The 21,890-nt window shown below is 63.7% G+C and carries 21 protein-coding genes and 1 tRNA gene; 14 read left to right on the forward strand and 8 right to left on the reverse strand.

Features of this window, described 5'->3' with window-relative positions:
- Positions 1–8 precede the first annotated feature (8 nt).
- Positions 9–872 (reverse strand): copper chaperone PCu(A)C, encoded by an 864-nt coding sequence (locus L6637_RS19155; RefSeq protein WP_237859731.1) that lies wholly within the window; start codon positions 870–872, stop codon positions 9–11.
- 297 nt (positions 873–1,169) lie between these two features.
- On the opposite strand from L6637_RS19155, the gene L6637_RS19160 reads away from it, so the two are divergent.
- Positions 1,170–2,939 (forward strand): tetratricopeptide repeat protein, encoded by a 1,770-nt coding sequence (locus tag L6637_RS19160; RefSeq protein WP_237859734.1) that lies wholly within the window; start codon positions 1,170–1,172, stop codon positions 2,937–2,939.
- 156 nt (positions 2,940–3,095) lie between these two features.
- Positions 3,096–4,031: a sensor domain-containing diguanylate cyclase gene (locus tag L6637_RS19165; RefSeq protein WP_237859736.1), complete on the forward strand. Its 936-nt coding sequence runs from the start codon at positions 3,096–3,098 to the stop codon at positions 4,029–4,031.
- Between the two features lie 14 nt (positions 4,032–4,045).
- Here L6637_RS19165 and L6637_RS19170 read toward each other — a convergent pair whose 3' ends face one another.
- Positions 4,046–5,050 (reverse strand): SGNH/GDSL hydrolase family protein, encoded by a 1,005-nt coding sequence (locus L6637_RS19170; RefSeq protein ID WP_237859738.1) that lies wholly within the window; start codon positions 5,048–5,050, stop codon positions 4,046–4,048.
- 589 nt (positions 5,051–5,639) lie between these two features.
- Between L6637_RS19170 and L6637_RS19175 the strand changes: the two genes are divergently transcribed.
- Complete coding sequence (locus tag L6637_RS19175; protein ID WP_237859741.1) at positions 5,640–6,362, forward strand: glycosyltransferase family 25 protein; 723 nt, start codon at positions 5,640–5,642, stop codon at positions 6,360–6,362.
- Here the strand turns inward: L6637_RS19175 and L6637_RS19180 are convergent.
- The 3 genes from L6637_RS19180 to L6637_RS19190 all read right to left on the reverse strand — a co-directional run bounded on the left by L6637_RS19180 (position 6,331) and on the right by L6637_RS19190 (position 9,828).
- On the reverse strand, positions 6,331–7,593 hold the full coding sequence (locus L6637_RS19180; RefSeq protein ID WP_237859743.1) for an O-antigen ligase family protein: 1,263 nt from the start codon (positions 7,591–7,593) through the stop codon (positions 6,331–6,333). The two genes, L6637_RS19175 and L6637_RS19180, sit on opposite strands and share 32 nt — an antisense overlap.
- 352 nt (positions 7,594–7,945) lie before the next feature.
- Positions 7,946–8,022 (reverse strand) — tRNA-Arg (locus tag L6637_RS19185).
- Between the two features lie 267 nt (positions 8,023–8,289).
- Positions 8,290–9,828 (reverse strand): sensor histidine kinase, encoded by a 1,539-nt coding sequence (locus L6637_RS19190; protein WP_377802985.1) that lies wholly within the window; start codon positions 9,826–9,828, stop codon positions 8,290–8,292.
- A gap of 361 nt (positions 9,829–10,189) precedes the next feature.
- On the opposite strand from L6637_RS19190, the gene rpmH reads away from it, so the two are divergent.
- The 11 genes from rpmH to dapE all read left to right on the forward strand — a co-directional run bounded on the left by rpmH (position 10,190) and on the right by dapE (position 19,632).
- Positions 10,190–10,324 (forward strand): 50S ribosomal protein L34, encoded by a 135-nt coding sequence (rpmH, locus tag L6637_RS19195; protein ID WP_008542748.1) that lies wholly within the window; start codon positions 10,190–10,192, stop codon positions 10,322–10,324.
- A 28-nt stretch (positions 10,325–10,352) separates the two neighbouring features.
- A complete protein-coding gene (gene rnpA / locus L6637_RS19200) occupies positions 10,353–10,760 on the forward strand; it encodes a ribonuclease P protein component (RefSeq protein ID WP_237859745.1) in 408 nt (135 codons plus the stop codon).
- Between the two features lie 16 nt (positions 10,761–10,776).
- Positions 10,777–12,633: a membrane protein insertase YidC gene (gene yidC, locus L6637_RS19205; RefSeq protein WP_237859747.1), complete on the forward strand. Its 1,857-nt coding sequence runs from the start codon at positions 10,777–10,779 to the stop codon at positions 12,631–12,633.
- Positions 12,634–12,769: 136 nt separating this feature from the next.
- Positions 12,770–13,423 carry a ribosome biogenesis GTP-binding protein YihA/YsxC gene (yihA, locus tag L6637_RS19210; RefSeq protein ID WP_237859748.1) on the forward strand — a complete coding sequence of 218 codons (654 nt, stop codon included), beginning with the start codon at positions 12,770–12,772 and terminating at the stop codon, positions 13,421–13,423.
- Positions 13,423–13,785, forward strand: a complete 363-nt coding sequence (locus tag L6637_RS19215) for a DUF423 domain-containing protein (protein WP_237859750.1) — start codon at positions 13,423–13,425, stop codon at positions 13,783–13,785. The genes yihA and L6637_RS19215 overlap by 1 nt, the downstream gene beginning before the upstream one ends.
- A 110-nt stretch (positions 13,786–13,895) precedes the next feature.
- Positions 13,896–14,783 (forward strand): acetylglutamate kinase, encoded by an 888-nt coding sequence (argB, locus tag L6637_RS19220; RefSeq protein WP_237859752.1) that lies wholly within the window; start codon positions 13,896–13,898, stop codon positions 14,781–14,783.
- Between the two features lie 137 nt (positions 14,784–14,920).
- Positions 14,921–15,907 carry a DUF1036 domain-containing protein gene (locus tag L6637_RS19225; protein WP_237861288.1) on the forward strand — a complete coding sequence of 329 codons (987 nt, stop codon included), beginning with the start codon at positions 14,921–14,923 and terminating at the stop codon, positions 15,905–15,907.
- A gap of 83 nt (positions 15,908–15,990) precedes the next feature.
- Positions 15,991–16,686 carry a pyrimidine 5'-nucleotidase gene (locus L6637_RS19230; protein WP_237859754.1) on the forward strand — a complete coding sequence of 232 codons (696 nt, stop codon included), beginning with the start codon at positions 15,991–15,993 and terminating at the stop codon, positions 16,684–16,686.
- A 187-nt stretch (positions 16,687–16,873) separates the two neighbouring features.
- Entirely contained in the window at positions 16,874–17,719 is an 846-nt protein-coding gene (gene dapD / locus L6637_RS19235) for a 2,3,4,5-tetrahydropyridine-2,6-dicarboxylate N-succinyltransferase (RefSeq protein WP_237859756.1), read from the forward strand.
- Positions 17,720–17,845: 126 nt separating this feature from the next.
- Positions 17,846–18,391, forward strand: a complete 546-nt coding sequence (locus tag L6637_RS19240; RefSeq protein WP_237871684.1) for a DUF805 domain-containing protein — start codon at positions 17,846–17,848, stop codon at positions 18,389–18,391.
- 74 nt (positions 18,392–18,465) lie between these two features.
- Positions 18,466–19,632 carry a succinyl-diaminopimelate desuccinylase gene (gene dapE, locus L6637_RS19245; protein ID WP_237859761.1) on the forward strand — a complete coding sequence of 389 codons (1,167 nt, stop codon included), beginning with the start codon at positions 18,466–18,468 and terminating at the stop codon, positions 19,630–19,632.
- A gap of 1 nt (position 19,633) precedes the next feature.
- Here the strand turns inward: dapE and truA are convergent, their stop codons facing one another.
- Genes truA through def form a run of 3 tightly spaced genes read right to left on the reverse strand, consistent with a single transcriptional unit; the run spans position 19,634 to position 21,837 of the window.
- Positions 19,634–20,371 carry a tRNA pseudouridine(38-40) synthase TruA gene (truA, locus tag L6637_RS19250; protein WP_237859763.1) on the reverse strand — a complete coding sequence of 246 codons (738 nt, stop codon included), beginning with the start codon at positions 20,369–20,371 and terminating at the stop codon, positions 19,634–19,636.
- Positions 20,371–21,306, reverse strand: coding sequence for a methionyl-tRNA formyltransferase (gene fmt / locus L6637_RS19255; RefSeq protein WP_237859765.1), 936 nt, complete (start codon positions 21,304–21,306; stop codon positions 20,371–20,373). Before fmt ends, truA begins: the two co-directional genes overlap by 1 nt.
- A gap of 6 nt (positions 21,307–21,312) precedes the next feature.
- Positions 21,313–21,837, reverse strand: a complete 525-nt coding sequence (gene def / locus L6637_RS19260) for a peptide deformylase (RefSeq protein WP_237859767.1) — start codon at positions 21,835–21,837, stop codon at positions 21,313–21,315.
- Between the last annotated feature and the right edge of the window lie 53 nt (positions 21,838–21,890).

A 21,890-nucleotide genomic window follows, 5' to 3' on the forward strand; every position in this document is an offset into this window, starting at 1 on the left:
CGTAGGGGTTACTCGATCAGGATCGGCGCAGCGATGTTGATGCGGTCGTCCTTCGTCATGTCGATGCCAAGCGCAAGCGACCATTTTCCGCTGGCCGCGGTCATCATGCTGACGCGCCATTTGTCGGCGGCAACCCGTGTCGCCGATGCAGTCGCGGGCGGGATGCCCTTATCGGGATTGGCCAGCGTCACCGAAAGCGCATCGACATTCAGCGGCCGTTCTTCGCCATCATAGAGCTGAACCAGCACTTCAACCGGTCCGCTGTGGCCAGGCGTAACAGTTATGTCGGCCATCACGCGGGTGCCGCAGAGATGCGTAAAGAACGGTTCGTTGGTGGCTGAGGTCGCATTCGCCTTCAGCGCCGGAGGTGCTGCCGGTGACGCGGCTTCGGTCGAGGCGATCTGGAGCCGAGGGCCTTTGGCGCCGACGCTACCGACGTCAAAGGTCGCTTCGATCGTGCCTGCACGCTGGAAGTTCAGTGACACCGGGATGCGCTGGCCCTCCTCGAGCGGCGCCGTCAGTCCGACGAACATGATGTGGTTGCCACCCGGCGCAAGGGTGACGATGCCATCCGGCGGAATCGCCAGCCCCTCCTCGAGCGGGCGCATCGTCATGATGCCGTCCTGCATCGTCATCTGATGGACTTCGACTTTGGCAGCGGCCGGACTGGAGGCTGAGAGCAGCCGGTCCGGCGAAGTGCCGCGATTCTCGATGGTGAGATAACCGCCTGCGACCTTTGCCCCCTTCGGGGTGGCCCGGCTCCAGGCCTGGCTGACGACGATGTCGGAATGATCGGCCAGCGTAGGTGCAGATCCGACGAATGTGAGGGCGGCCGCGAGGATCACGGCAACGGTTCCGAATTTCTCGAGCATGACGATCTCCAACCCTCGCAGAGGCGCAATGCGTCCGCATTGTTGCCATGGCTGTTGAGCTGGCCTCACCGTAGACCATGGCAGGCAACAGCTCTTTGTCGGGACACAAACTACCGGGTCATTTGCGGGCCTCCTTGATCTCCGACAAAGAGCGCCCGTCGTGCCGAAGTTTATTCGACGTGAGGCAGTCAGCGCTGACCGGATAGGCCGCAAGCCCCGCGCAAGCTCCCCTTGCTGAAATGGACGGACCGTTGCCGCCCCTGAGGTGGATGCTCACCATGAACGGGATCAGCAGCGATGAGCACAGCCGCCGCCTTCTGCGAAGCGGGCCTTGCGCATTTCCAGGCAGGGCGCCATCTCGACGCGAAAGCCTGCTACCAAAAGGCCCTCGGAATCGATGCGGAGCACACCGACGCCCAGCATCTCATGGGGCTGCTGCATCTTGAGGCCCGGCAATACAACGACGCCCTGGAATGGATCGTCCGCGCGATCCGGCGCGCACCCAAGCCGGAATATCTCGCGAGCTTCGCAACCGTGCTGCAGCAGCATGGACGCTGTGACGAGGCGCTCAATGTCCTGGACAAGGCGATCCAACTTCGGCGGGATGATTCCGGCTTGTGGTGCCAGCGCGGCGATATCCTGATTCAGCTGGCGCGGCTCGATCAAGCCCTGCCGAGCTTTCAGCAGGCGCTCAAGCTCAATCCCCATCATCACGACGCGCTCTACAAGAGCGGGATTCTCCTGCATAAGCTCGGACGCATCGAGGAGGCACTTGCGCGCCTTGATGAGAGCGACAGGCGGTTCCCTGACCATGCTCCCACGCTGCGGACGCGCGCGTGGGTTCTCTACGGCCTGAAGCGGTACGAGGAATCCGCAACCGAAGGCGCGCGGGCGCACCGGCTCGACCCTGGCAATGCCGACATCTGCAACAATCTCGGTCTTGCGCTGAGGCGGCTTCGCCGCAACGAAGAGGCGCTGGCCTGGTTCGAAAAGGCCATCGCTCTTCAGCCGCGCTTTGCCGATGCCTTCGACAACAGACTGGTCGCGCTTTTTCACCTCCATCGTTTTGACGAGCTGTTCGCATTGTCCGATCGCATGGCGTCGCTCGGGCTGAGCAACGAGGTGACCGCGTGGAATGTGTCCCTGGCCCAGCTTCTGACCGGCAATTTCGAAGCCGGTTGGCTTGGGCACCAGACGCGGTCGAAACTGCCGTCGTCAAAATATCCCCGGTTTCCGCAACCGATGTGGCTTGGTGGCGAGAGCGTTGAAGGCAGGACGATCCTGATCGCTGCGGACGAGGGGTTGGGCGACACGATTCACTTCGCCCGCTACATCCCCCTGCTTGCCGCGCGCGGTGCGCGCGTTCTCCTGGCCGTCCAGGACCCGCTGCATCGGCTGATGTCTGATCTCGACGGCGCATCCGTCTGTGTGCCGATGTCGGCGATGGGCACGCTGCCTGATTTCGATCTGCACTGCCCGATCTCCAGTCTTCCGCTCGCCTTCAAGACCCGTCTCGACACGATCCCGTCCGGACCATATCTGCCCTCCCCTCCCGACAGCCGCGTTCGGGCCTGGGACAGCAGACTTGGTCCTCGCACGCGACTCCGGGTGGGCCTGGTCTGGTCCGGCGATCCCTCGCACGTGAATGATGAGACGCGCTCGATTCCATTGCGAACGCTGACGCGCATCCTCGATGTCGACGCCACCTTCGTCAGCCTGCAAAAGGCGCCGCGCCCGAGCGATGCGGCGGTGCTGCGCGAAAGGAACGACATTGTCGATCTGACCGCCGACCTCACCGACTTCGCCGAGACCGCCGCCTTGATCCGCTGTCTTGATCTCGTGATCACCGTCGACACCAGCGTGGCCCATCTCGCCGGCGCCCTTGGGCGTCCGACCTGGATCCTGTTGCCATGGACGCCCGACTACCGCTGGCTGCTCGATCGCGCCGACAGCCCCTGGTATCCGAGCGTGCGGCTGTTCCGTCAGATCGAGACGCGTGACTATGAAAGCGTGCTTGATCGCGTCAGGGACGAATTGCGGGTCCTCGCCGCCGCATTCGGAGCTTGAGGCCGGCATAAGCAGCCAGCATCGCCGGCCGGCGAACGCTTGTGGTTCCCTACGCCTGCTCGCTTGGACGTACAGAATTCGTTAACGCACCAGCCCTAGCCTTTAAGCACTCTTTTAAGCTCTTGGGCGAAATCGCGACATGCTGCCGGACCGTCGATGACAGAAGACCATGCGACCTTGCCGGACGAGGTTCGCGTACGACTCTACGATCAGGCCCTGAACGCCGCGCGCATCGGAGCGTGGGAGTGCGTGCTCGAGACCGAGCGCCTGAGCTGGACCCAGGGCGTCTACGACATCTTCGGCTATCCCGAGAGCAACCCGTTGCGGCGCGCTGACATCGTTGACCTCTACATCGATGAATCCAGGCGCCACATGGAGCTTGCCCGAGCCGAGGTGATCCGGAGCGGCTCGCCTGTGACTCTCGATGCCGAGATCAGAACCTGGCGCGGCGAAAAGCGCTGGATGCGGCTCTCGATCAATGCGGTGCGAGAGGGCGGACGGCCGGTGCGGATCTTCGGCAGCAAACAGGACGTCACCTCCGACCGGCTGGCGATCGAGACCCTGCGGCAGCAAGCCGAAACCGATCCGCTGACCGGGCTCGCCAATCGTTCCGTTTTCCAGGCCCGCTATCGCGAGGTGGTCAATGACAGCCTGAATCATGGATCCGCTTCAGCGCTGGTGCTGATCGACCTCGATGGCTTCAAGCAGCTCAACGATAAATTCGGCCATCTGGCCGGAGACGCATGCCTGTGCGAGGTCGCGCAGCGTTTGCGGCGGGCCTTCCACAATGCCGGCCTGGTCGGCCGGCTCGGCGGCGACGAATTCGCGATCGTCCTGCGCGCGCCGACCGACCCTGCGCGGATCGCACGCGTGCTGCAGAAGACCGTCATGATGCTGAGCCGCCCGCTGTTCTGGAACGGCCTTCGCCTCGAAGTCGGCGCCTCGATCGGTGCAGCCCTGATCGGCCGCCCGCACCGCCGGCCGATCGCCGAATTGTTCGCCGAAGCCGACATCGCGCTCTATGACGCCAAGGCCGCCGGCCGCAACCGGGTCCATCTGGTCGGGGATGAGAAGCGGGGCCTGGCGGCTTAGCGCAGGCAGGTAGCTTAGGGACGCGCCCCTGCCGAACCCGTGGCGGCCGGCGCCTGCTCGATCACATGATTGGCCTGCAACAGGCCCAAGAGCCGCTCGGCGACGAGTTTGTGTCCTTCCGGCGTCCAGTGTCCGCCTATGCCCAGGCCCGGATAAGCCCCGGCCCCGTCGAAGGTCACGAACGGGACGTGCACGGCTTCCAGATGATGGACGAGGTCAGCGTCCGTGGTCTGCATGCCGACGAGGAATTTGGCCCCGTGCGATTCGACATAGTCGCGGATCATGTCGACCAGCCGATCCGTCGGATCGGGCACGGTGATCTTCGGATGCCGAAACTTCAGATAGACGGCATTCGCAAGCCGGACCAGCCAGGAATTGCGAACCCACCAATCCTCCTTGATGGCCTGCAGGCGGGACTTGGGGACCGGCTGCCCCCGCAATGCGAGCGAGCCGTCCGCCGTCGTCACGAAATAGGGCTTTTGGTAGCCCTCGTAGACGATGTTCGTGCTGTTGTCGTCGCGATCGTTGCCTGTGCAGACGATCAGGACGACGACTGCCGGCTTGACCTTCGGCCATAGCTTCTGCAGCAGCAGATATTCCTGGTCCGTGCCGAAGCCGGACACGCCTGCGGCAAGAATCTTGTCGTTCGCGATGCGTGGCTTCAGCAACTCGGTGAACCGCTCGTCCGCCTCGGCATCCAGGCCCCACACGAAGGAATCGCCGAGGAACATGATGGTCGGCTTGCCGTCGAGCACGAACTCGTCGTCGCGCAGGCCGAGGCTGTTGTGCTTGACGTGGACCGTGCGGGCGTTGGTCACGTCCGCGCTCAGGCCGGGGACCGGCATCCAACCGAGTTCGGCATCGTATCGGTAGCTCAGCGAGCGCTCGCTGACGCCGTCCCGCAACTCGCGGAAATCGGCCACGCGAAGAGCGATTTCGAGCAGGGCCAGGGTCACGATCGTCACGATCGCGACGGCGCCGAGCGACCGCAGACCATTCCGGACCTTCACTCCCATCATACGACGCTCCACCTCGTGGCTCGCTTCAGTCAAGCTCGAACCTGTTCTTGTGATCAAGCCGCAGCAAGGGCGACTGGTCGTCCTGCCTCGGGAAGCAGTTGCACGCACCCTCCGGTCAACGCCGATTGTTTCCTGCTGGCCGCTTCTTACTTGGTGAGCGCGCTGTCTAACAGACCCTGCCGGGCGGGGGACATTGTCCTTTCGCAGGCGACGGCGGCGGGAATCCGACTCACGACGCCAGAAGCAAGGCTGGAATTCCCAGGAGCGGACGTGCGGCAGCACAATAGCACCGCAATAACGTGCGCTCGGCCGTGGGCGCGAAAATCAATGCAATGGCGCAAAAAGCCATTCTGAACATTCTAGCGTCCTGGCCGGGGCAAAGCCTTCCGAATGATGTGGTTTTGAGATTCAGATCCGTCCTATCGACGAGATCTCCGCGATGATCTGCCGTAGCCGGGTAGCGCAAGCTCAGTGACTCGGCACCGCCTGGGGTCATGGACGTTCTAGCGGGGTCGAACACGATGGTTGATCCGTTATTGGATCATTTGATAACCTGGAATTATTTCAGCTTAGGCCGCTTCGGATTTCCATGCTGCCTGCGTATGTTGTTCATTCGAAGTCGTTGCCCGAGCGCGCCGGACATATTCGGCGCGAGCTCGACCGTGTTGGAATCCCATTCGAATGGATTTTGGACTTTGAGGTCGACGAGATCACACCCGCGGTCGACGCGCTCTATTTTGCGAAGGGAGCTCCGCTCTCGATCCGGCAGAAATCCTGCGCGCTAAAACACATTGTCGCAATGCAGCGGATATGTGCGCAGCAGCACGATCTCGCTGTGATCTTCGAAGATGATGCGCAGCTTGTCCCCGATTTCATCGCGCGCCTTCGGAGGGTGTTGGCGGAGGCCGAACGCTGGCCCCGGCCGCACATTCTTCACCTTGGTGCGGCCACCAATTTCTACACGCCCGCCGCACAGTTAAAACCAGACCAGAGCGTCTATGCCGGCAATCGCGTCCGCAACATGGAGGCTTACGTCCTGGGCGCGCCAGAGGCTGCCGCGCGTCTCGATTGGATCGCCCGGCACCCAATGCACGAGCCGATCGACATTGCCTTCAATCGCGGCGACCCCGCGATGGGTATTACGATTCTCTGGCCCGAACCGCCGCTGGCCGAGCAGGGCAGCCTCAACGGTGCCTTCAGAAGCTCGCTCGCGTGCAAGAATCACAGCCAGGCCCGGCTGCGGATCCAGTTCACGCTTCAGAAATTCTCGAGGCGTCACCTCAAGCGCTGGCTGCACCGATGGATTTCGTGACGACGCCATCGGTGGCGTGCTTCGCGGGGGAGACGGGCAGCCGCGCGCCCAGGATCAACGCGCCGACCAGGCCGACACCGAGGCAGTAGAGCGTGCCCTGCGTCACGGTTGAAAGATGGCTGTTGAACAGAGACCCCAGGACGTTCTGGACGACGATCGCCAATCCCATCGCCCGGAGTGGACCGCTTCCCCAGAACAGCGCGAGATGCGCCACCCACATTGCGATGAGGAGGGCGCCTCCGACGAGGCCGGTTTGCAACGTGGTGTGCAGAAACTGATTGTGCGGGTCCGGAATGTCGCCAAACGTCTTCGACTGGTCGAGGTTCCGGTACAGCCCCGCGATGCTGCCGGTGCCGTGGCCGAGAACGGGCGCGCTCGCAATGAGTTGTCTCGACTGCTTCCAGAAATAGAGCCGCGCCACGGTCGAGAAATTATCGTGGTCCTCGTGCAAAGGCTCTGCGCCGGCGAGGAATTGCTTGAACCGGAGTTGGGCGGAGGGAGAGAACGAAAGCGCGATCACGATGACGAGCGCCGCCGGAACGGCGAACAGTAGGCCGCGTCGCCACCCCTGGGTTTCCAGCAGCAGCAACGCGAGCAGCGCGGTGGCCATCAGGATGCCGGTCTTGGAGACGAAGATGATCATGACGTTGGTGAAGAACAACGCGGCAAGTGACAAGGCCAGGATGGCGCGCGTGCGATTTTCACCCCAAAGCAGCAGGCCCGCATAGGCGAGACCAAAGGCGCACAGCGCGAATTCGCCGCTCTGCACGGCGTTGTCCTTGACCGGTACGCCCTGCATCTTGAACCACCCCCATGGTCCGCTTGGCCAGATCACCGAAGCCCATGACAGTATCAGCAGGATCGTGCAGGCGGCGAGAAACCCGAAGGCGATCTGAATGCCATCCTTGCGGCTGAAGGCGGTCGCCATCACGATCGGAATGAGCAGCAGCTTGACGTAAGGGCCAACCCATTTGAATGCGACGGGGAGGGGTTCGCTCGACCAGGTCACGCCAATGAGGATCAACGCGAACAGCGCGGCCGGAAGCCATGCGGCCGGGCTACGTGCCGTTGCGGTGAAGCGCTGGAGGTCGAGGGTTGCGATCGCGAGCACCATGAAGGTCGATGCGGCGATCGCCTCGCCGGAGGTGGAGAGCGGCAGAAAGAAGGCCGTCGCAACGGCCACGACTTGCCGCGCAATCAAGAGATTGCGCGAAACCTTCTCCTTCGTCATAGGCCCAGCAGCTTTCTCGCGTTCGCCTTCAACACTTCGAATTACGGAATTACGGAATTACGGTGACAGTGCACTTAATTCGCGATCCGCCGCGGCGGTCGTTGGCAACGACATCCGGGAGAGCGAATTCGCGGTGAGCCGCGATAACAAACCCCGCCCCATGAAATCCCCTGATCTCAAATTGAAACCATGCAATCGCAGCGCGTGGGGAAGATCAATTGCTGCGACAGCGTTACGCGGTTGAGACACGGCTTATTTCGCTGCCTGTGGCGTCGGGGTGACAAGCCGAACCCGCGCCTGCTCAGAGATACGGCATCAATCCAGTATGTAGTCGGAAGCGAAAATTGCGAAATGGCGCGCCCGGAACGATTCGAACGTCCGACCCTCAGATTCGTAGTCTGATGCTCTATCCAGCTGAGCTACGGGCGCGTTTTTCGCAGGACGTGCGAGCCTAAGCCCGCACGCAGCCTCCGGACAGCGCCGGAAGGGGTGCGAAAGAGCGCTCTGACTAACCGCTCTTGCCGGCGTTGGCAAGGTCCGGGATGGGGAGATTTTTGCAGGGGGATGACAGCCTCCCCACCGTCATTCCGGGGCTCGCGACGCGAGAACCCGGAATCTCGCGCCAAGACCTCTGGATTCCGGGTTCGGCGCGCAGCGCCGCCCCGGAATCACGAGCGACTAGGGCCGCTGGCCGACCTACGCCCGCTGCCGCTCGTTGCGGATGGAGAGGAGTTCCACGGGGCGGTCGGGGATGACGATCCTGAAGGTGGCGCCGATGGTGCCTTCGACCAGATGGATGTCGCCGCCATGGGCGCGGACCAGCTCGGCGGCGATGGCGAGGCCCAGCCCACTGCCGCCGGGGCGGCCGGAGGTCTGGAACGCCTCGAACAGATGCTCCCGGGTCTTCTGGGGCACGCCGGGGCCGGTGTCTGAGACCTCCAGGATGGCGACTGCGCCCTCGCGTTTGCCCGTGATCCGGATCTGCTGCGGGCCGCCGTCGCCGGAGGCATGGCTCTCCAGCGCCTGCGCGGCGTTGCGCACGAGGTTGAGCAGCACGCGGAACAGCTGGTCGGGATCGGCATCGACCGAAAGGCCGCGCTCGATCGCGGAGACCCAGGCGATCGAAACGTCATTGGCAAGGCCCGCGGTCTCTCGCACCTCGAGCACGACAGGCTCGATCAGCATCATGCGGCGGTCGGGCGCGGCCTCCTGGGCGCGGCCGTAGGAGAGCGTCGACTGGCAGAAGGCGATGGCGCGCTCGAGCGAACGCACCAGCTTCGGCGCGAAGCGCTGCACCCTGGGATCTGGCACGCTGGCGAGCTGATCCGACAGCAGCTGTGCCGAGGCCAAGAGATTGCGCAGATCATGGTTGATCTTGGAGACGGCAAGGCCGAGCGCGGCGAGCCGGCTCTTCTGATGCAGCATCGACATCAGGTCGCGCTGCATGTCGGACAATTCGCGCTCGGCGACGCCGATCTCGTCGCTGCGCTGGCTCGGCACGATGATCCGCGCCGAGCTTTCCGGATTCTCGTGGAAACCGACCAGGCTCGCGGTCAGCCGCCGCATCGGCCGCACGAAGAGATAATGCAGGGCGAGATAGACGAGGCCCGCGGTCAACACGCCGATGATCAGCGCGACCACCACGACGTTGCGGGAGAAGCGGTACATCGACTGCCGCAGCGGCTGCTCGTCGGTGACGATCTCGACGAACTGAGCGTTGCCGACACCGGGACCAACGATGCGGATCGGCTGGTTGCCGGTCTCCAACATCATCTGGAACGAACCGGTGATCGCCTCCCACACGGTCATGTCGCGCAAATCGACGTCATGCTCGATCGCCGAGGGCAGATTGTCGCTGGCAAGCAGCCGGCGCTGCTGGCCCATCTTGATCGCGACGGCGCGCGCATTGATGCTTTTGAGGATTTCCCGCGACAGCGAATCCGGCACCATGCCGAGCGGCGCCGCGTCGAGCACCAGCGCCGCGGTATTGGCGGCGGCGACGCGATCGTTGAGGCGATTGACCCAGAAGTTGGCGATCGCGGGCACATAAAGCAGCACGGCCGCGATCATCACCAGCGGGACGGTCAGCAGCAGCAGCTTGCCTGACAGGCCGAGCCCTCCCGGGCCACGGGACCGCGTCGCCGGAGAATCCGGCTGGTCCTCTGGCCGATCCAGATCCGGATCAAGATTTTGATCCAGGCCTTGTGTCGGCTGCTGAAGGTCCGTCGCTGCCACGAAATTCGCCCCTGCTGGCCTTCTGAGAGAGCTTCGCTGATGGAAGATGCGACCGCCCCTGGGGGCGGTCAAATTACAGATCGCTAATCTGCCGAGGTGGGATGTAGGCGCTGATATCGCCATCCGCCACCTCAAGGGTTAAAAACCCCAAGGAAACAGCGATATTCACCGGAACTGTGCGGTCCTGCGGCGTTGACGAAAACAAGACGCTACCTTATAAGCCGCGCAAATTGTCCGCGATGACCCGGTGCGACACCGGGAGCGGCTCTTCTGGGGCCGGAAACGGCCCGTTTTGAGCCGCATCTTCCGGACTTTATCATCAATTCTACAGGCAAATTGCCCGGTCAGCGGAGAAAAACCCGTGAAGCGGACTTATCAACCCAGCAAACTGGTGCGCAAGCGCCGTCACGGTTTCCGTGCTCGTCTCGCCACTGCCGGCGGCCGCAAGGTTCTTGCCGCCCGCCGCGCCCGCGGCCGCAAGCGTCTGAGCGCCTGAGCCGGACCCCCTTTTCCGGGATTTCATTATGGATCGGCTGAGGCAGCGAGCGGATTTCCTCGCCGTTGCCAATGGCGCGCGGGTGAACAGTCCCGCGTTCGTCCTGCAAAGCCTTGACCGCCGAAGTCTTGGTCGCGACGACCTCGGTCCTGTCCGGATCGGCTTCACCGTTACCAAAAAGAACGGCAACGCCCCCGAACGCAATCGCATCCGGCGCCGGCTTCGCGAATTGGTGAAGCGGCTCGATCCGGTATCGATGCAACCCCATCATGATTACGTGCTGGTCGGCCGCAGAGACGCGCTCTCGCGCGACTTCACGACCATGCTCGACGATCTGCGCATAGCGTTCACGAAGCCCGCGCGGCATACGGCCAAGGAATCTCACAGGGGACGCGGGGCCAAGCCCAGCCCCGCCGCCAGCCGCAAACCGGATTGATGACGAGACCATAGTGATGACTGACAATCGCAATACCATCCTCGCCGTCATTCTGTCCGGCCTGGTGCTGATCGCCTGGCAGTACTTCTACAACGTGCCGGCGATGGAGAAGCAGCGCGCCCAGCAGCAGGCGCAGACCGAGCTGCAGAAGGCCAATCCGCAGCCGACGGCCTCCGCGACGCCGGGCGCCACGCCGCAGGCGGGCAGCACGACGCCGACCACCGCGCCGGGCGCGAACCAGCAGGCCCAGCCGACCGTCAGCCGCGACGCCGCCATTGCGGCCTCGCCGCGCGTCAAGATCGACACCCCGCGCCTCGCCGGCAGCATCTCGCTGAAGGGCGGCCGCATCGACGACCTCGCGCTGCTGCAATTCCGCGAGACCGTCGACCCGAAATCGCCGCCGATCATCCTCTATTCGCCCTCCGGCACCGCAGAGCCCTATTACGCCGAGTTCGGCTGGGTGGCGGCGACGGGCGTGACGTCGAAGATGCCTGATGCCCAGACCGTCTGGCAGCAGGACGGCAGCGGCAGCCTGACGCCGGCCACGCCCGTGGTGCTGAAATGGGACAATGGCGAAGGTCTCACCTTCCGCCGCACCATCTCGGTCGACGACCACTATCTCTTCACCATCAAGGACGACGTGAGCAATGTCGGCAACGCGCCTGTCACGCTGTATCCGTTCGCGCTGATCTCGCGCCACGGCACGCCGCAGGTCTCCGGCTATTACATCCTGCATGAAGGTCTAATCGGCTATCTCGATGGCTTGCAGGAATATGCCTACAAGAAGATCGACGAAGCCAAGTCGGTGAGCTTCAAGGCCACCAATGGCTGGCTCGGTATGACCGACAAATACTGGGCTTCGGCGCTGCTGCCCGACACCAGTGCGCAGCTACAGGCGCGGTTCTCCTCGAACCTCAACGGCAACGTCCACACCTACCAGACCGACTATCTGCTCGACCCCGTCACCGTCGCGATCGGCGGCACTGCGACCGCGAATGCGCGGCTGTTCGCCGGCGCCAAGGAAGCCGGCGTGGTCGGCGTGTTCCCGTTCGCCGGGCTCGGCGGCTACAACAAGGCACTCGGCCTCAACCATTTCGATCTGTTGATCGATTGGGGCTGGTTCTACTTCATCACCAAGCCGATGTTCCTCGGCCTCGACTTCTTCTACCGGTTCTTCGGCAATTTCGGCATCTCGATCCTGCTCGTGACCGTGATCGTGAAGCTGTTGTTCTTCCCGCTGGCGAACAAGTCCTACGCCTCGATGGCGAAGATGAAGTCGATCCAGCCGCAGCTTCAGGCGCTGAAGGAGCGCTATCCCGACGACAAGGTGAAGCAGCAGCAGGAGATGATGGAGATCTACCGCAAGGAGAAGATCAATCCGGTCGCCGGCTGTCTTCCCGTGGTGATCCAGATCCCGGTGTTCTTCTCGCTGTACAAGGTGCTGTTCGTCACCATCGAAATGCGGCACGCGCCGTTCTTCGGCTGGATCAAGGATCTCTCGTCGCCGGATCCGACCAATATCTTCACGCTGTTCGGCCTGATCCCGTTCGATCCGACCACCCTTCCCCTGTTCGGACACTATCTGCATCTCGGCATCTGGCCGCTCATCATGGGCATCACGATGTGGTTCCAGATGAAGCTGAACCCGACGCCGCCGGATCCGACGCAGCAGATCATCTTCAACTGGATGCCGCTGATCTTCACCTTCATGCTGGCGGGCTTCCCCGCGGGTCTCGTGATCTACTGGGCCTGGAACAACACGCTTTCGGTGCTCCAGCAGAGCTTCATCATGCGCCGCAACGGCGTGAAGGTGGAGTTGTTCGACAACATCAGAAACGTGTTCAAAAAAAAAGTGACGACTGAGGCGACGTAGCCTTCCCCCTCTGTCATTCCGGGGCGATGCGAGGCATCGAACCCGGAATCTCGAGATGCCCCGGTGCGCAAAATTGCGCACCTGTGGTCTGGTCCTTCCGACCATCCCGGAATGACGGTGCAACAAAGAGCTTCGCATGACCGACGACAAAGATGCGAAGCTGATCGAGGCCGGGCGAAAGCTGTTCGCGCGCGACTGGCAGTTCATCTGGGCGTCGCCCTCGATCCAGACGCTGCCGCCGATGGCGGGGCTGGAGATCGCCTTTGCCGGGCGCTCCAATGTCGGCAAGTCGAGCCTGATCAACGCGCTCACGGGGCGCAACGCGCTGGCGCGCACCTCGCATACGCCGGGCCGCACCCAGGAGCTGATCTTCTTCGAGGTCCCCGGGAAGAGCGACCTGCGGCTCGTCGATATGCCCGGCTATGGCTACGCCAAGGCGCCGAAGAGCCAGGTCGCATCCTGGACCGAGCTGATCCACACGTTCCTGCTGGGGCGGGCCTCGCTCGCGCGCGTCTATGTGCTGATCGACGCGCGGCACGGCTTGAAGGATGTCGATCTCGAAGTGCTCAAGACGCTGGACCGCTCCGCCGTCAGTTACCAGGTCGTGCTGACCAAAGCCGACCAGGTGAAGGCCTCTGAGCTGCAATCGCGCATCGCCGAGACGGAAGCCGCCCTTGCCAAGCATCCGGCCGCGTTCCCGAACGTGATCGCGACCTCGTCGCGCAACGCCTCGGGCATGGCTGAATTGCGTGCTGCCATGGCGAAACTGCTGGAAGAGCGGACCAAGTGATGCCCCGCCTGCTGATTGCCCTTGCCGGCCTGATGGGCGCCGCCGGCGTCGCGCTGGCCGCGGCCGCCGCCCACGGCAGCGACGCCAGCCGGCTTGCCTCTGCCAGCGCCATGCTGCTGTTTCATGCAACTGCCATATTGGCAGCGGTCGCCTTGCTCGCGCGCGGCCTTCTGCACGGCGGAATTGGCCTGATCGCAGCATTCGGTTTCGTGATCGGCGCGGTGTTGTTCGCGGGCGACCTCACCTTGCGGCAATATGCCGGCCATTCACTGTTTCCGATGGCCGCACCGACGGGTGGAACGACAATGATTTTGAGCTGGCTGGCGGTGACGCTGGCGGCCGTGATGGCGGGAAAAGAGTGACCTCTTCTTCCTTCTCCCCTTGTGGGAGAGGGGAAGAACGCCACTTTGCGCCTCGCCCGCCAATCAGATAGAACGCAGGCCGCGTTAGTCCCGCCAGCGAGATCCGCCTCATGACCGAAATCTCCCCGCTCGACCAGGCCCGCATCCTGTCCGAAGCGCTGCCGCATATGCAGCAGTACGACGAGGAAACCATCGTCATCAAATATGGCGGCCACGCCATGGGCGACGAGGAGACCGCGAAGAATTTTGCCCGCGACATCGTGCTGCTCGAACAGACCGCGATCAATCCTGTCGTGGTGCATGGCGGCGGGCCGCAGATCGCGACCATGCTCAAGCGCCTCGGCATCGTCTCGGAATTCGCAGCCGGCCTGCGCATCACTGACGCTGCCACCATCGAGATCGTCGAGATGGTGCTCGCGGGCTCCGTCAACAAGCAGATCGTCGGCTACATCAACGAAGCCGGCGGCAAGGCCGTGGGCCTCTCAGGCAAGGACGGCAACATGGTGAAGGCGTCGAAGACGACGCGCACCATCATCGATCCGGGCTCGAACATCGAGAAGGCGATCGATCTCGGCTTCGTCGGCGACCCTGAAAAGGTCGACCTGACTCTGCTCAACCAGTTGATCGGTTACGAGCTGATCCCGGTGCTGGCGCCGCTGGCGACCTCCAAGGAAGGCCAGACACTGAACGTCAACGCCGACACCTTTGCGGGCGCTGTCGCCGGCGCGCTAAAAGCAAAACGCCTGCTGCTGCTCACCGACGTGCCCGGCGTGCTCGACAAGTCGAAGAAGCTGATTCCGCAGCTCTCGGTGAAGGACGCGCGAAAACTGATCGCCGACGGCACCATTTCCGGCGGCATGATCCCGAAGGTCGAGACCTGCATCTACGCGCTCGAGCAAGGCGTCGAGGGCGTCGTCATCATCGACGGCAAGATGCAGCATGCCGTGCTGCTCGAACTCTTTACCAACCAGGGCACGGGAACGCTGATCCACAAGTGAGGAAAGAACTGGAGCAGTCATTCCGGGGCGCCCGAAGGGCGAACCCGGAATCTCGAGATTCCGGGTTCGATGCTTCGCATCGCCCCGGAATGACGGGACTGACGCTGCGCCACCGCTCCCCCTTCACCCGCTTCCTGATGACATTGCCGGCCGCCGCCGTCTCGTTGTTCTTCTCCTCCGCGCCTGCTTTCGCCGATCTGAAGATCTGCAACCGCATGTCCTATGTCGTCGAGGCCGCGATCGGCATCGACGACAAGGCGGCGACGGCGACGCGCGGCTGGTTCAGGATCGATCCCGCCACCTGCCGTGTGGTGGTGCAGGGCACGCTCACTGCCGACCGCATCCTGCTCAACGCCCGCGCGCTCGGCGTTTACGGCGCCTCGCCGATCCCGCAGAACGGCAATGACATGCTGTGCGTGGCGCAGGACAATTTCGTCATCGCCGCTGCGCGGCAATGCCGCAGCGGCCAGACGCAGGCGGCGTTCACGCAAGTGACGCCAACGCAGGCCGACGACGGCAATCTCGTCGCCTATCTCGCTGAGGATTCCGAATATGACGACGAGCAGGCGCGGCTTGCCGGCATCCAGCGCCTCCTGGTGATCGCAGGCTACGACATCGGTGCCATCGACGGCGTCGACGGGCCGAAGACGCAAGCCGCCCTCGCTGCGTTTCTGAAGAGCCGCGGGCTGTCGTCCGAATTGGTCTCCTCGCCAAACTTCTTCAAGACCATGGTCGATGCGGCGCAGACGCCGTCCACCAGCGGCCTCACCTGGTGCAACGACACCCCGCACAAGGTGATGGCTGCAATCGCGACCGACGACGGCAAGTCCGTGACCAGCCGCGGCTGGTATCGCATCGATCCCAAGACCTGCCTGCACCCTGACGTGACCGGCCAGCCCAAGCAGATCTTCAGCTTCGCGGAAGCCGTGGATAGCGACAACCGTGCTATCAAGCTGAAGGACAAGCCACTGAACTGGGGCGGCGACAAGCAGCTCTGCACCCGCGAGACCAAGTTCGAAACCAACGAGCAGACCGATTGCGGCGCGCGCGGGTTTGCGGCGACGGGGTTTGGCGTGGTGGACATGAGCAGTGGCGGCAGGACGCTGCGGTTTGCGGTGCCGTGATGGTGGCGACCACAAACACCGGTGTCGGCCCGGCGACGGCGGAGAGTGGAGCAGCGCTTGCACTTACCGGATAGAGAGTTGAAATGACCCAACCCCGCGACTTCAGCCATGTCGACACCTGGGTGTTCGACCTCGACAACACGCTCTACCCGCATCACGTCAATCTGTGGCAGCAGGTCGACGCGCGGATCGGCGAGTTCGTCTGCAACTGGCTGAATGTCGGCCCGGAGGAAGCGCGCAATATCCAGAAGGATTATTACCGACGCTTCGGCACCACCATGCGCGGCATGATGACCCTGCATGGCGTGCGCGCCGACGATTATCTGGCTTACGTGCACAAGATCGACCATTCGCCGCTGGAGCCGAACCCACAGCTGGGCGCGGCGATCGCAAAGCTGCCGGGACGGAAACTGATCCTGACCAACGGGTCGGTCGACCATGTCGATGCGGTGCTGGCGCGGCTCGGCCTTGCCACGCATTTCGACGGCGTGTTCGACATCATCGCCGCCGAGTTCGAGCCGAAACCGGCAGCACAGACCTATCGGAAATTCCTCGATCTGCACGCGGTCGATCCGACCAAATCGGCCATGTTCGAGGACCTCGCCCGCAACCTCACCGTCCCGCATCAGCTCGGCATGACCACGGTGCTGGTGGTGCCTGACGGCACCAAGGACGTGGTGCGCGAGGATTGGGAACTGGAGGGCCGCGATGCGGATCATGTCGATCACGTCACGGATGACCTGGCGGGTTTTTTGGGCAAGCTGTCCCATACCAAGTAGCCGTCATACCCCGCGAAGGCGGGGTATCCAGTAATCACCGCCATCCCGATTTATCACGACTGCCCGGCGTACTGGATCACCCGCTTTCGCGGGTGATGACAGCGAACCAAGCTTGACTCCACCTCTCCAAATCCCGAAAAAGCCTCCCAATCCATCAAAATCCCCGTCTGCCTCTGAGGAAATCCCGATGTCCCTGTCCGCCCTGGAATCCACCATCAACAGCGCTTTCGAGGCGCGCGACGGCATCTCGACCTCGACCAAGGGTGAAGTCCGCGAGGCCGTGAACCAGGCACTGGAGACCTTGGACAAGGGCGAGGCGCGCGTTGCCGAACGCGGGGCCGACGGCAAGTGGAAGGTCAACCAGTGGCTGAAGAAGGCCGTGCTGCTCTCCTTCCGCCTCAACGACATGGACGTCATTCCCGGCGGCCCGGGCCAGGCCAACTGGTGGGACAAAGTGCCCTCGAAGTTCGAAGGCTGGGGCCCGAACCGTTTTCGCGATGCCGGCTTTCGCGCGGTGCCGGGCGCCGTGGTGCGCCGCTCGGCCTTCATCGCCAAGAACGTCGTACTGATGCCCTCCTTCGTCAATCTCGGTGCTTACGTCGATGAGAGCACCATGGTCGACACCTGGGCCACCGTCGGCTCCTGCGCGCAGATCGGCAAGCGCGTGCACATCTCCGGCGGCGCCGGCATCGGCGGCGTGCTCGAGCCGCTGCAGGCCGAGCCTGTGATCATCGAGGACGATTGCTTCATCGGCGCGCGCAGCGAGGTCGCCGAGGGCGTGATCGTGCGCAAGGGCGCGGTGCTGTCGATGGGCGTGTTCCTGGGCGCCTCGACCAAGATCGTCGATCGCGAGACCGGCGAGATCTTCATGGGCGAGGTGCCTGAGTATTCCGTCGTGGTGCCCGGCGCGCTGCCCGGCAAGCCGATGAAGAACGGCCAGATCGGCCCGAGCACGGCCTGCGCCGTGATCGTCAAGCGCGTCGACGAGCGTACGCGCTCGAAGACCAGCATCAACGAGCTGCTGCGGGATTGATCGACGCACACCGCCTCTCCATTTTCGTCCCGGCGAAGGCCGGGACAACGCCGAGGAGCGATCGAACCCCCTCCCCCTCCATCGCGACCAATTTCCGGGCGGCTCCTCCCGCCCGGAGCCTCTCGCATGGACTGGACCTGGTACCTCTTCCGCTTCGACGGCCGCACTGGCCGCGCCGGCTTCTGGTGCAGCCTGATCTTTGTCTTTTGCGGCATGATCCTGCTGCTCTTCCTCTGCGCGGGCATCATGGTCGCCTTCAGCGGCAAGATTGCATCGTTCAGCCTGGATGCCGACGACATTTTCAAGATCGTCGATCCCACAGCCTATCGATGGTCGCTGCTGGACCATCTGCCGCTGCTGCTGCTCAAGCTGGTCGCGACCGGACTGTTGCTCTGGATCTATCTCGCGATCGTGGTGAAGCGCCTGCACGACCGCGACAAGAGCGCGTGGTGGCTGCTCGCGTATTTCGTGCTGCCGGGCCTCTACAAGCAGTTCGAGGAGCGACTTCCGGACAGCTACTGGGTGCTGCCGCTCGCATTGGCGAGCGCCCTCCTCACGCTCTGCGTCTTTGTCGAGACCGGCTTTCTGCGCGGCACCATCGGGCCCAACAGGTTCGGTCCGGACCCGGAGGCTGAGGCCGCTGACGATTCCGCCTCCCCTGCGAAAAGCTAGGACCAGAGCCGCGAGCTCGAATTCGTGCCTCCCAGCGCTAGCCCACCCGGCGGCATGCATGTTAAGCGGGGCTCATGACCGATGCTCTCTCCATTGCCCGCGACCTCATCCGCTGCCCCTCGGTAACCCCTGAAGACGCCGGCGCGCTTGGCGTGCTTGAGAAGGCACTGAACGCAGCCGGCTTCACCTGCCACCGCGTGACGTTCAGCGAGGACGGCACCGCCGACGTCGACAATCTCTATGCGCGGATCGGCACTGAAGGCCCGCACATTACCTTCGCCGGCCACACCGACGTGGTGCCGCCCGGCGACGAGAGCGCCTGGAGCGTCGGCGCGTTCTCCGGCGAGGTGAAGGACGGTTTCCTGCACGGTCGCGGCGCGGTCGACATGAAGGGCGGCATCGCCTGCTCGGTCGCAGCGGTGCTGGAGCATCTCGCCGCCAACAGCGGCAAGGCGCGCTCCGACGGAAAAGGTTCGATCTCGTTCCTGATCACCGGCGACGAGGAAGACGTCTCCATCAACGGCACCATCAAGCTGCTCAAATGGGCGGCGGAGCGCGGGGAGAAGTTCGATCATTGCGTGCTCGGCGAGCCCTCCAATGTCGAGACGCTCGGCGATACCATCAAGGTCGGCCGCCGCGGCTCGCAATCCGGCACGCTCGTCGTCGACGGCGTGCAGGGCCACGTCGCCTATCCGCATCGCGCCTCCAATCCGGTGCCCGATATTTCGCGGCTGATCGTCGCCATCAGCGACGAGCCGCTCGATCATGGCAGCGCGCAATTCCAGGCCTCCAATCTCGAATTCGTCTCGGTCGACGTCGGCAACAAGGCCTTCAACGTCATCCCCGGCGAGGCCCGCGCCAAGTTCAACATCCGCTACAACGACAACCACACGCAGGCATCCTTGCGCGAGCTGGTCGAGACGCGGCTGACAAAGGCCTGCGGCAACCGCATCAAGGCCCGCATCGTCTGGGAGCCGTCGAACTCGAATGTGTTCGTGACCAAGCCGGGCCCGTTCACCGATCTCGCCGTCTCGGCAATCGAAGAGGTGACGGGCCGCAAGCCGGAGCTGTCGACCTCAGGCGGCACCTCGGACGCGCGCTTCATCTCGAGCTATTGCCCAGTGATCGAATTCGGCCTGGTCGGGCAGACCATGCACCAGGTCAACGAGCGCGTGCCGGTGGTGGATCTGGAGAAGCTGACGAAGGTCTATCGCGGGATTTTGACGCGGTATTTCGCCTAGCCTAATAATCCACCTTCATCAGATACAGCCCCTCCGGCGGCGCGACGATGCCGCAGGCGGCACGGTTGCGGGCCTCTAGCGCTGCGGAAAGATCGTCGGCGGTCCAGCGGCCTTCGCCGACCCAGACCAGCGAACCGACCATCGAACGCACCTGGCTGTGCAGGAACGAGCGCGCCGAGGTGACGATGATGATCTCACGGCCGTCGCGCGTGACGTCGAGCTGGTCGAGCGTTTTCTCCGGCGATTTGGCCTGGCACTCGGTATCGCGAAACGTCGTGAAATCGTGCTTGCCGAGCAGGCGCTGGGCTGCCGCATGCATGGCGTCGGCGTCGAGCCGGCGCGGCACGCGCCAGGCATGGCCGACATCGAGCGCGAGATTGGCGCGGGTGTTGATGACGCGGTAGCGATAGTGGCGCTTGATGGCCGAGAAGCGTGCCTCGAACGTATCAGCCACGATCTCGGCCTCGAGCACCGCGATCGGATGCGGGCGCAGATGCGCATTCAACCCGTCGCGAAAACGGCCCGGCGGAAACTGTTTCTCGACATCGACATGCGCGACCTGGCCGCGCGCGTGCACACCGGCATCGGTGCGGCCGGCCCCATGCACGCGCAAATCGGCGCCGGTCATCGCCTTCACCGCCGCTTCCAGCGCGCCCTGCACCGAGGGCAGCGTATCCTGGATCTGCCACCCAAAGAACGGCGCGCCGTCATATTCGATGGTGAGCTTGTAGCGGGGCATCAGGCGAGCCGCATCGGCGGCTCGACCTTCACGCCGCGCAAGAAGTCCGCCGCTGGCATCCGCGCCTTGCCTTCGCGCTGCAGCTCGAGGATGCGAATTGCGCCCTCGCCGCAGGCAATGGTGAGTTGATCGTCGAGCACCGCACCCGGCGCGCCGGAGCCTTTGGCAAGCTCGCAACGCAGGATTTTCACGCGCGCGTTCTCGCTGACGTCGGCAAGCTCGGCCCAGGCACCGGGAAACGGCGACAGGCCGTGGATGTGGCGTAACACCGCGTGTGCGGGCTTGCTCCAGTCGATCCGCGCCTCGGCCTTGTCGATCTTGGCGGCGTAGGTGACGCCTTCCTCGCTCTGCTTCTTGAGCTGGAGCCCGCCGCGGTCGAGCGCCGCCATCGCGCGCACCATCAGATCGGCGCCGAGGCGGGAGAGGCGATCATGCAGATCGACCGCGGTCATGTTGTCTGATATCGGCAGACGCTCGGCCATGGCGACGTCGCCGGTATCGAGGCCGACATCCATCTTCATCACCATGACGCCGCTCTCGGCATCGCCTGCCATGATCGCGCGGTTGATCGGCGCTGCACCGCGCCAGCGCGGCAGCAGAGAGGCGTGAAGGTTGTAACAGCCGAGCTTTGGCGCATCGAGGATCGCCTGCGGCAGGATCATCCCATAGGCGACGACGACGGCGGCATCGGCATCGAACGCGCGAAACTCCTCCAGCGCCTCCGGCGTCTTCAGCGTCTTCGGCGTCAGCACCGGCACGCCGAGCTTTCGCGCAGCCTCTTCCACGGGCGTCGGCTGCAATTGCAGCCCGCGCCGCCCGCCCGGCTTCGGCGCGCGGGTGTAGACGGCCACGATCTCGTGGCCATGCGCGACGAGCTCAAGCAGCGTCGGCACGGAGAAATCGGGCGTGCCCATGAAGATCAGGCGGAGGGGCATCGGACCTTACTCCGCGCGCTTGGCGGCTTTCTCGAACTTCTTGATGACGCGGTCGCGCTTGAGCTTCGACAGATAGTCGACGAACAGCACGCCGTTGAGATGGTCGATCTCGTGCTGGATGCAGGTGGCGTAGAGGCCTTCGGCGTCCTCTTCATGCACCTTGCCGTCGAGATCGATGAAGCGCACGCGCACCTTCGCCGGGCGTTCGACCTCCTCGTAATATTCGGGGATCGACAGGCAGCCTTCCTCGTAAGTGGACAGCTCCTCGGAGGAGGCGAGGATCTCCGGATTGATGAAGACGCGCGGCTCCGGCTTGGTCTCGCCGTCCTGGTTGGGCTTGGCGAGGTCCATGGTGATCAGCCGCAGCGGCTGCGCGATCTGGATCGCGGCGAGGCCAATGCCGGGCGCGTCGTACATGGTTTCGAACATGTCGTCGGCTAGCCTGCGGATCTCCGGCGTGACCTTCTCGATCGGCTTGGAGACGAGGCGCAGCTGCTTGTCGGGCAGGATGATGATTTCTCTGAGGGCCATGGCGGGCGATTTAAGCTGCGCGCGACAAGCGGTCAATGCGGCCGGGAACGCGT

Source organism: Bradyrhizobium zhengyangense (genome assembly GCF_022012435.1).
Lineage (GTDB): Bacteria > Pseudomonadota > Alphaproteobacteria > Rhizobiales > Xanthobacteraceae > Bradyrhizobium > Bradyrhizobium zhengyangense.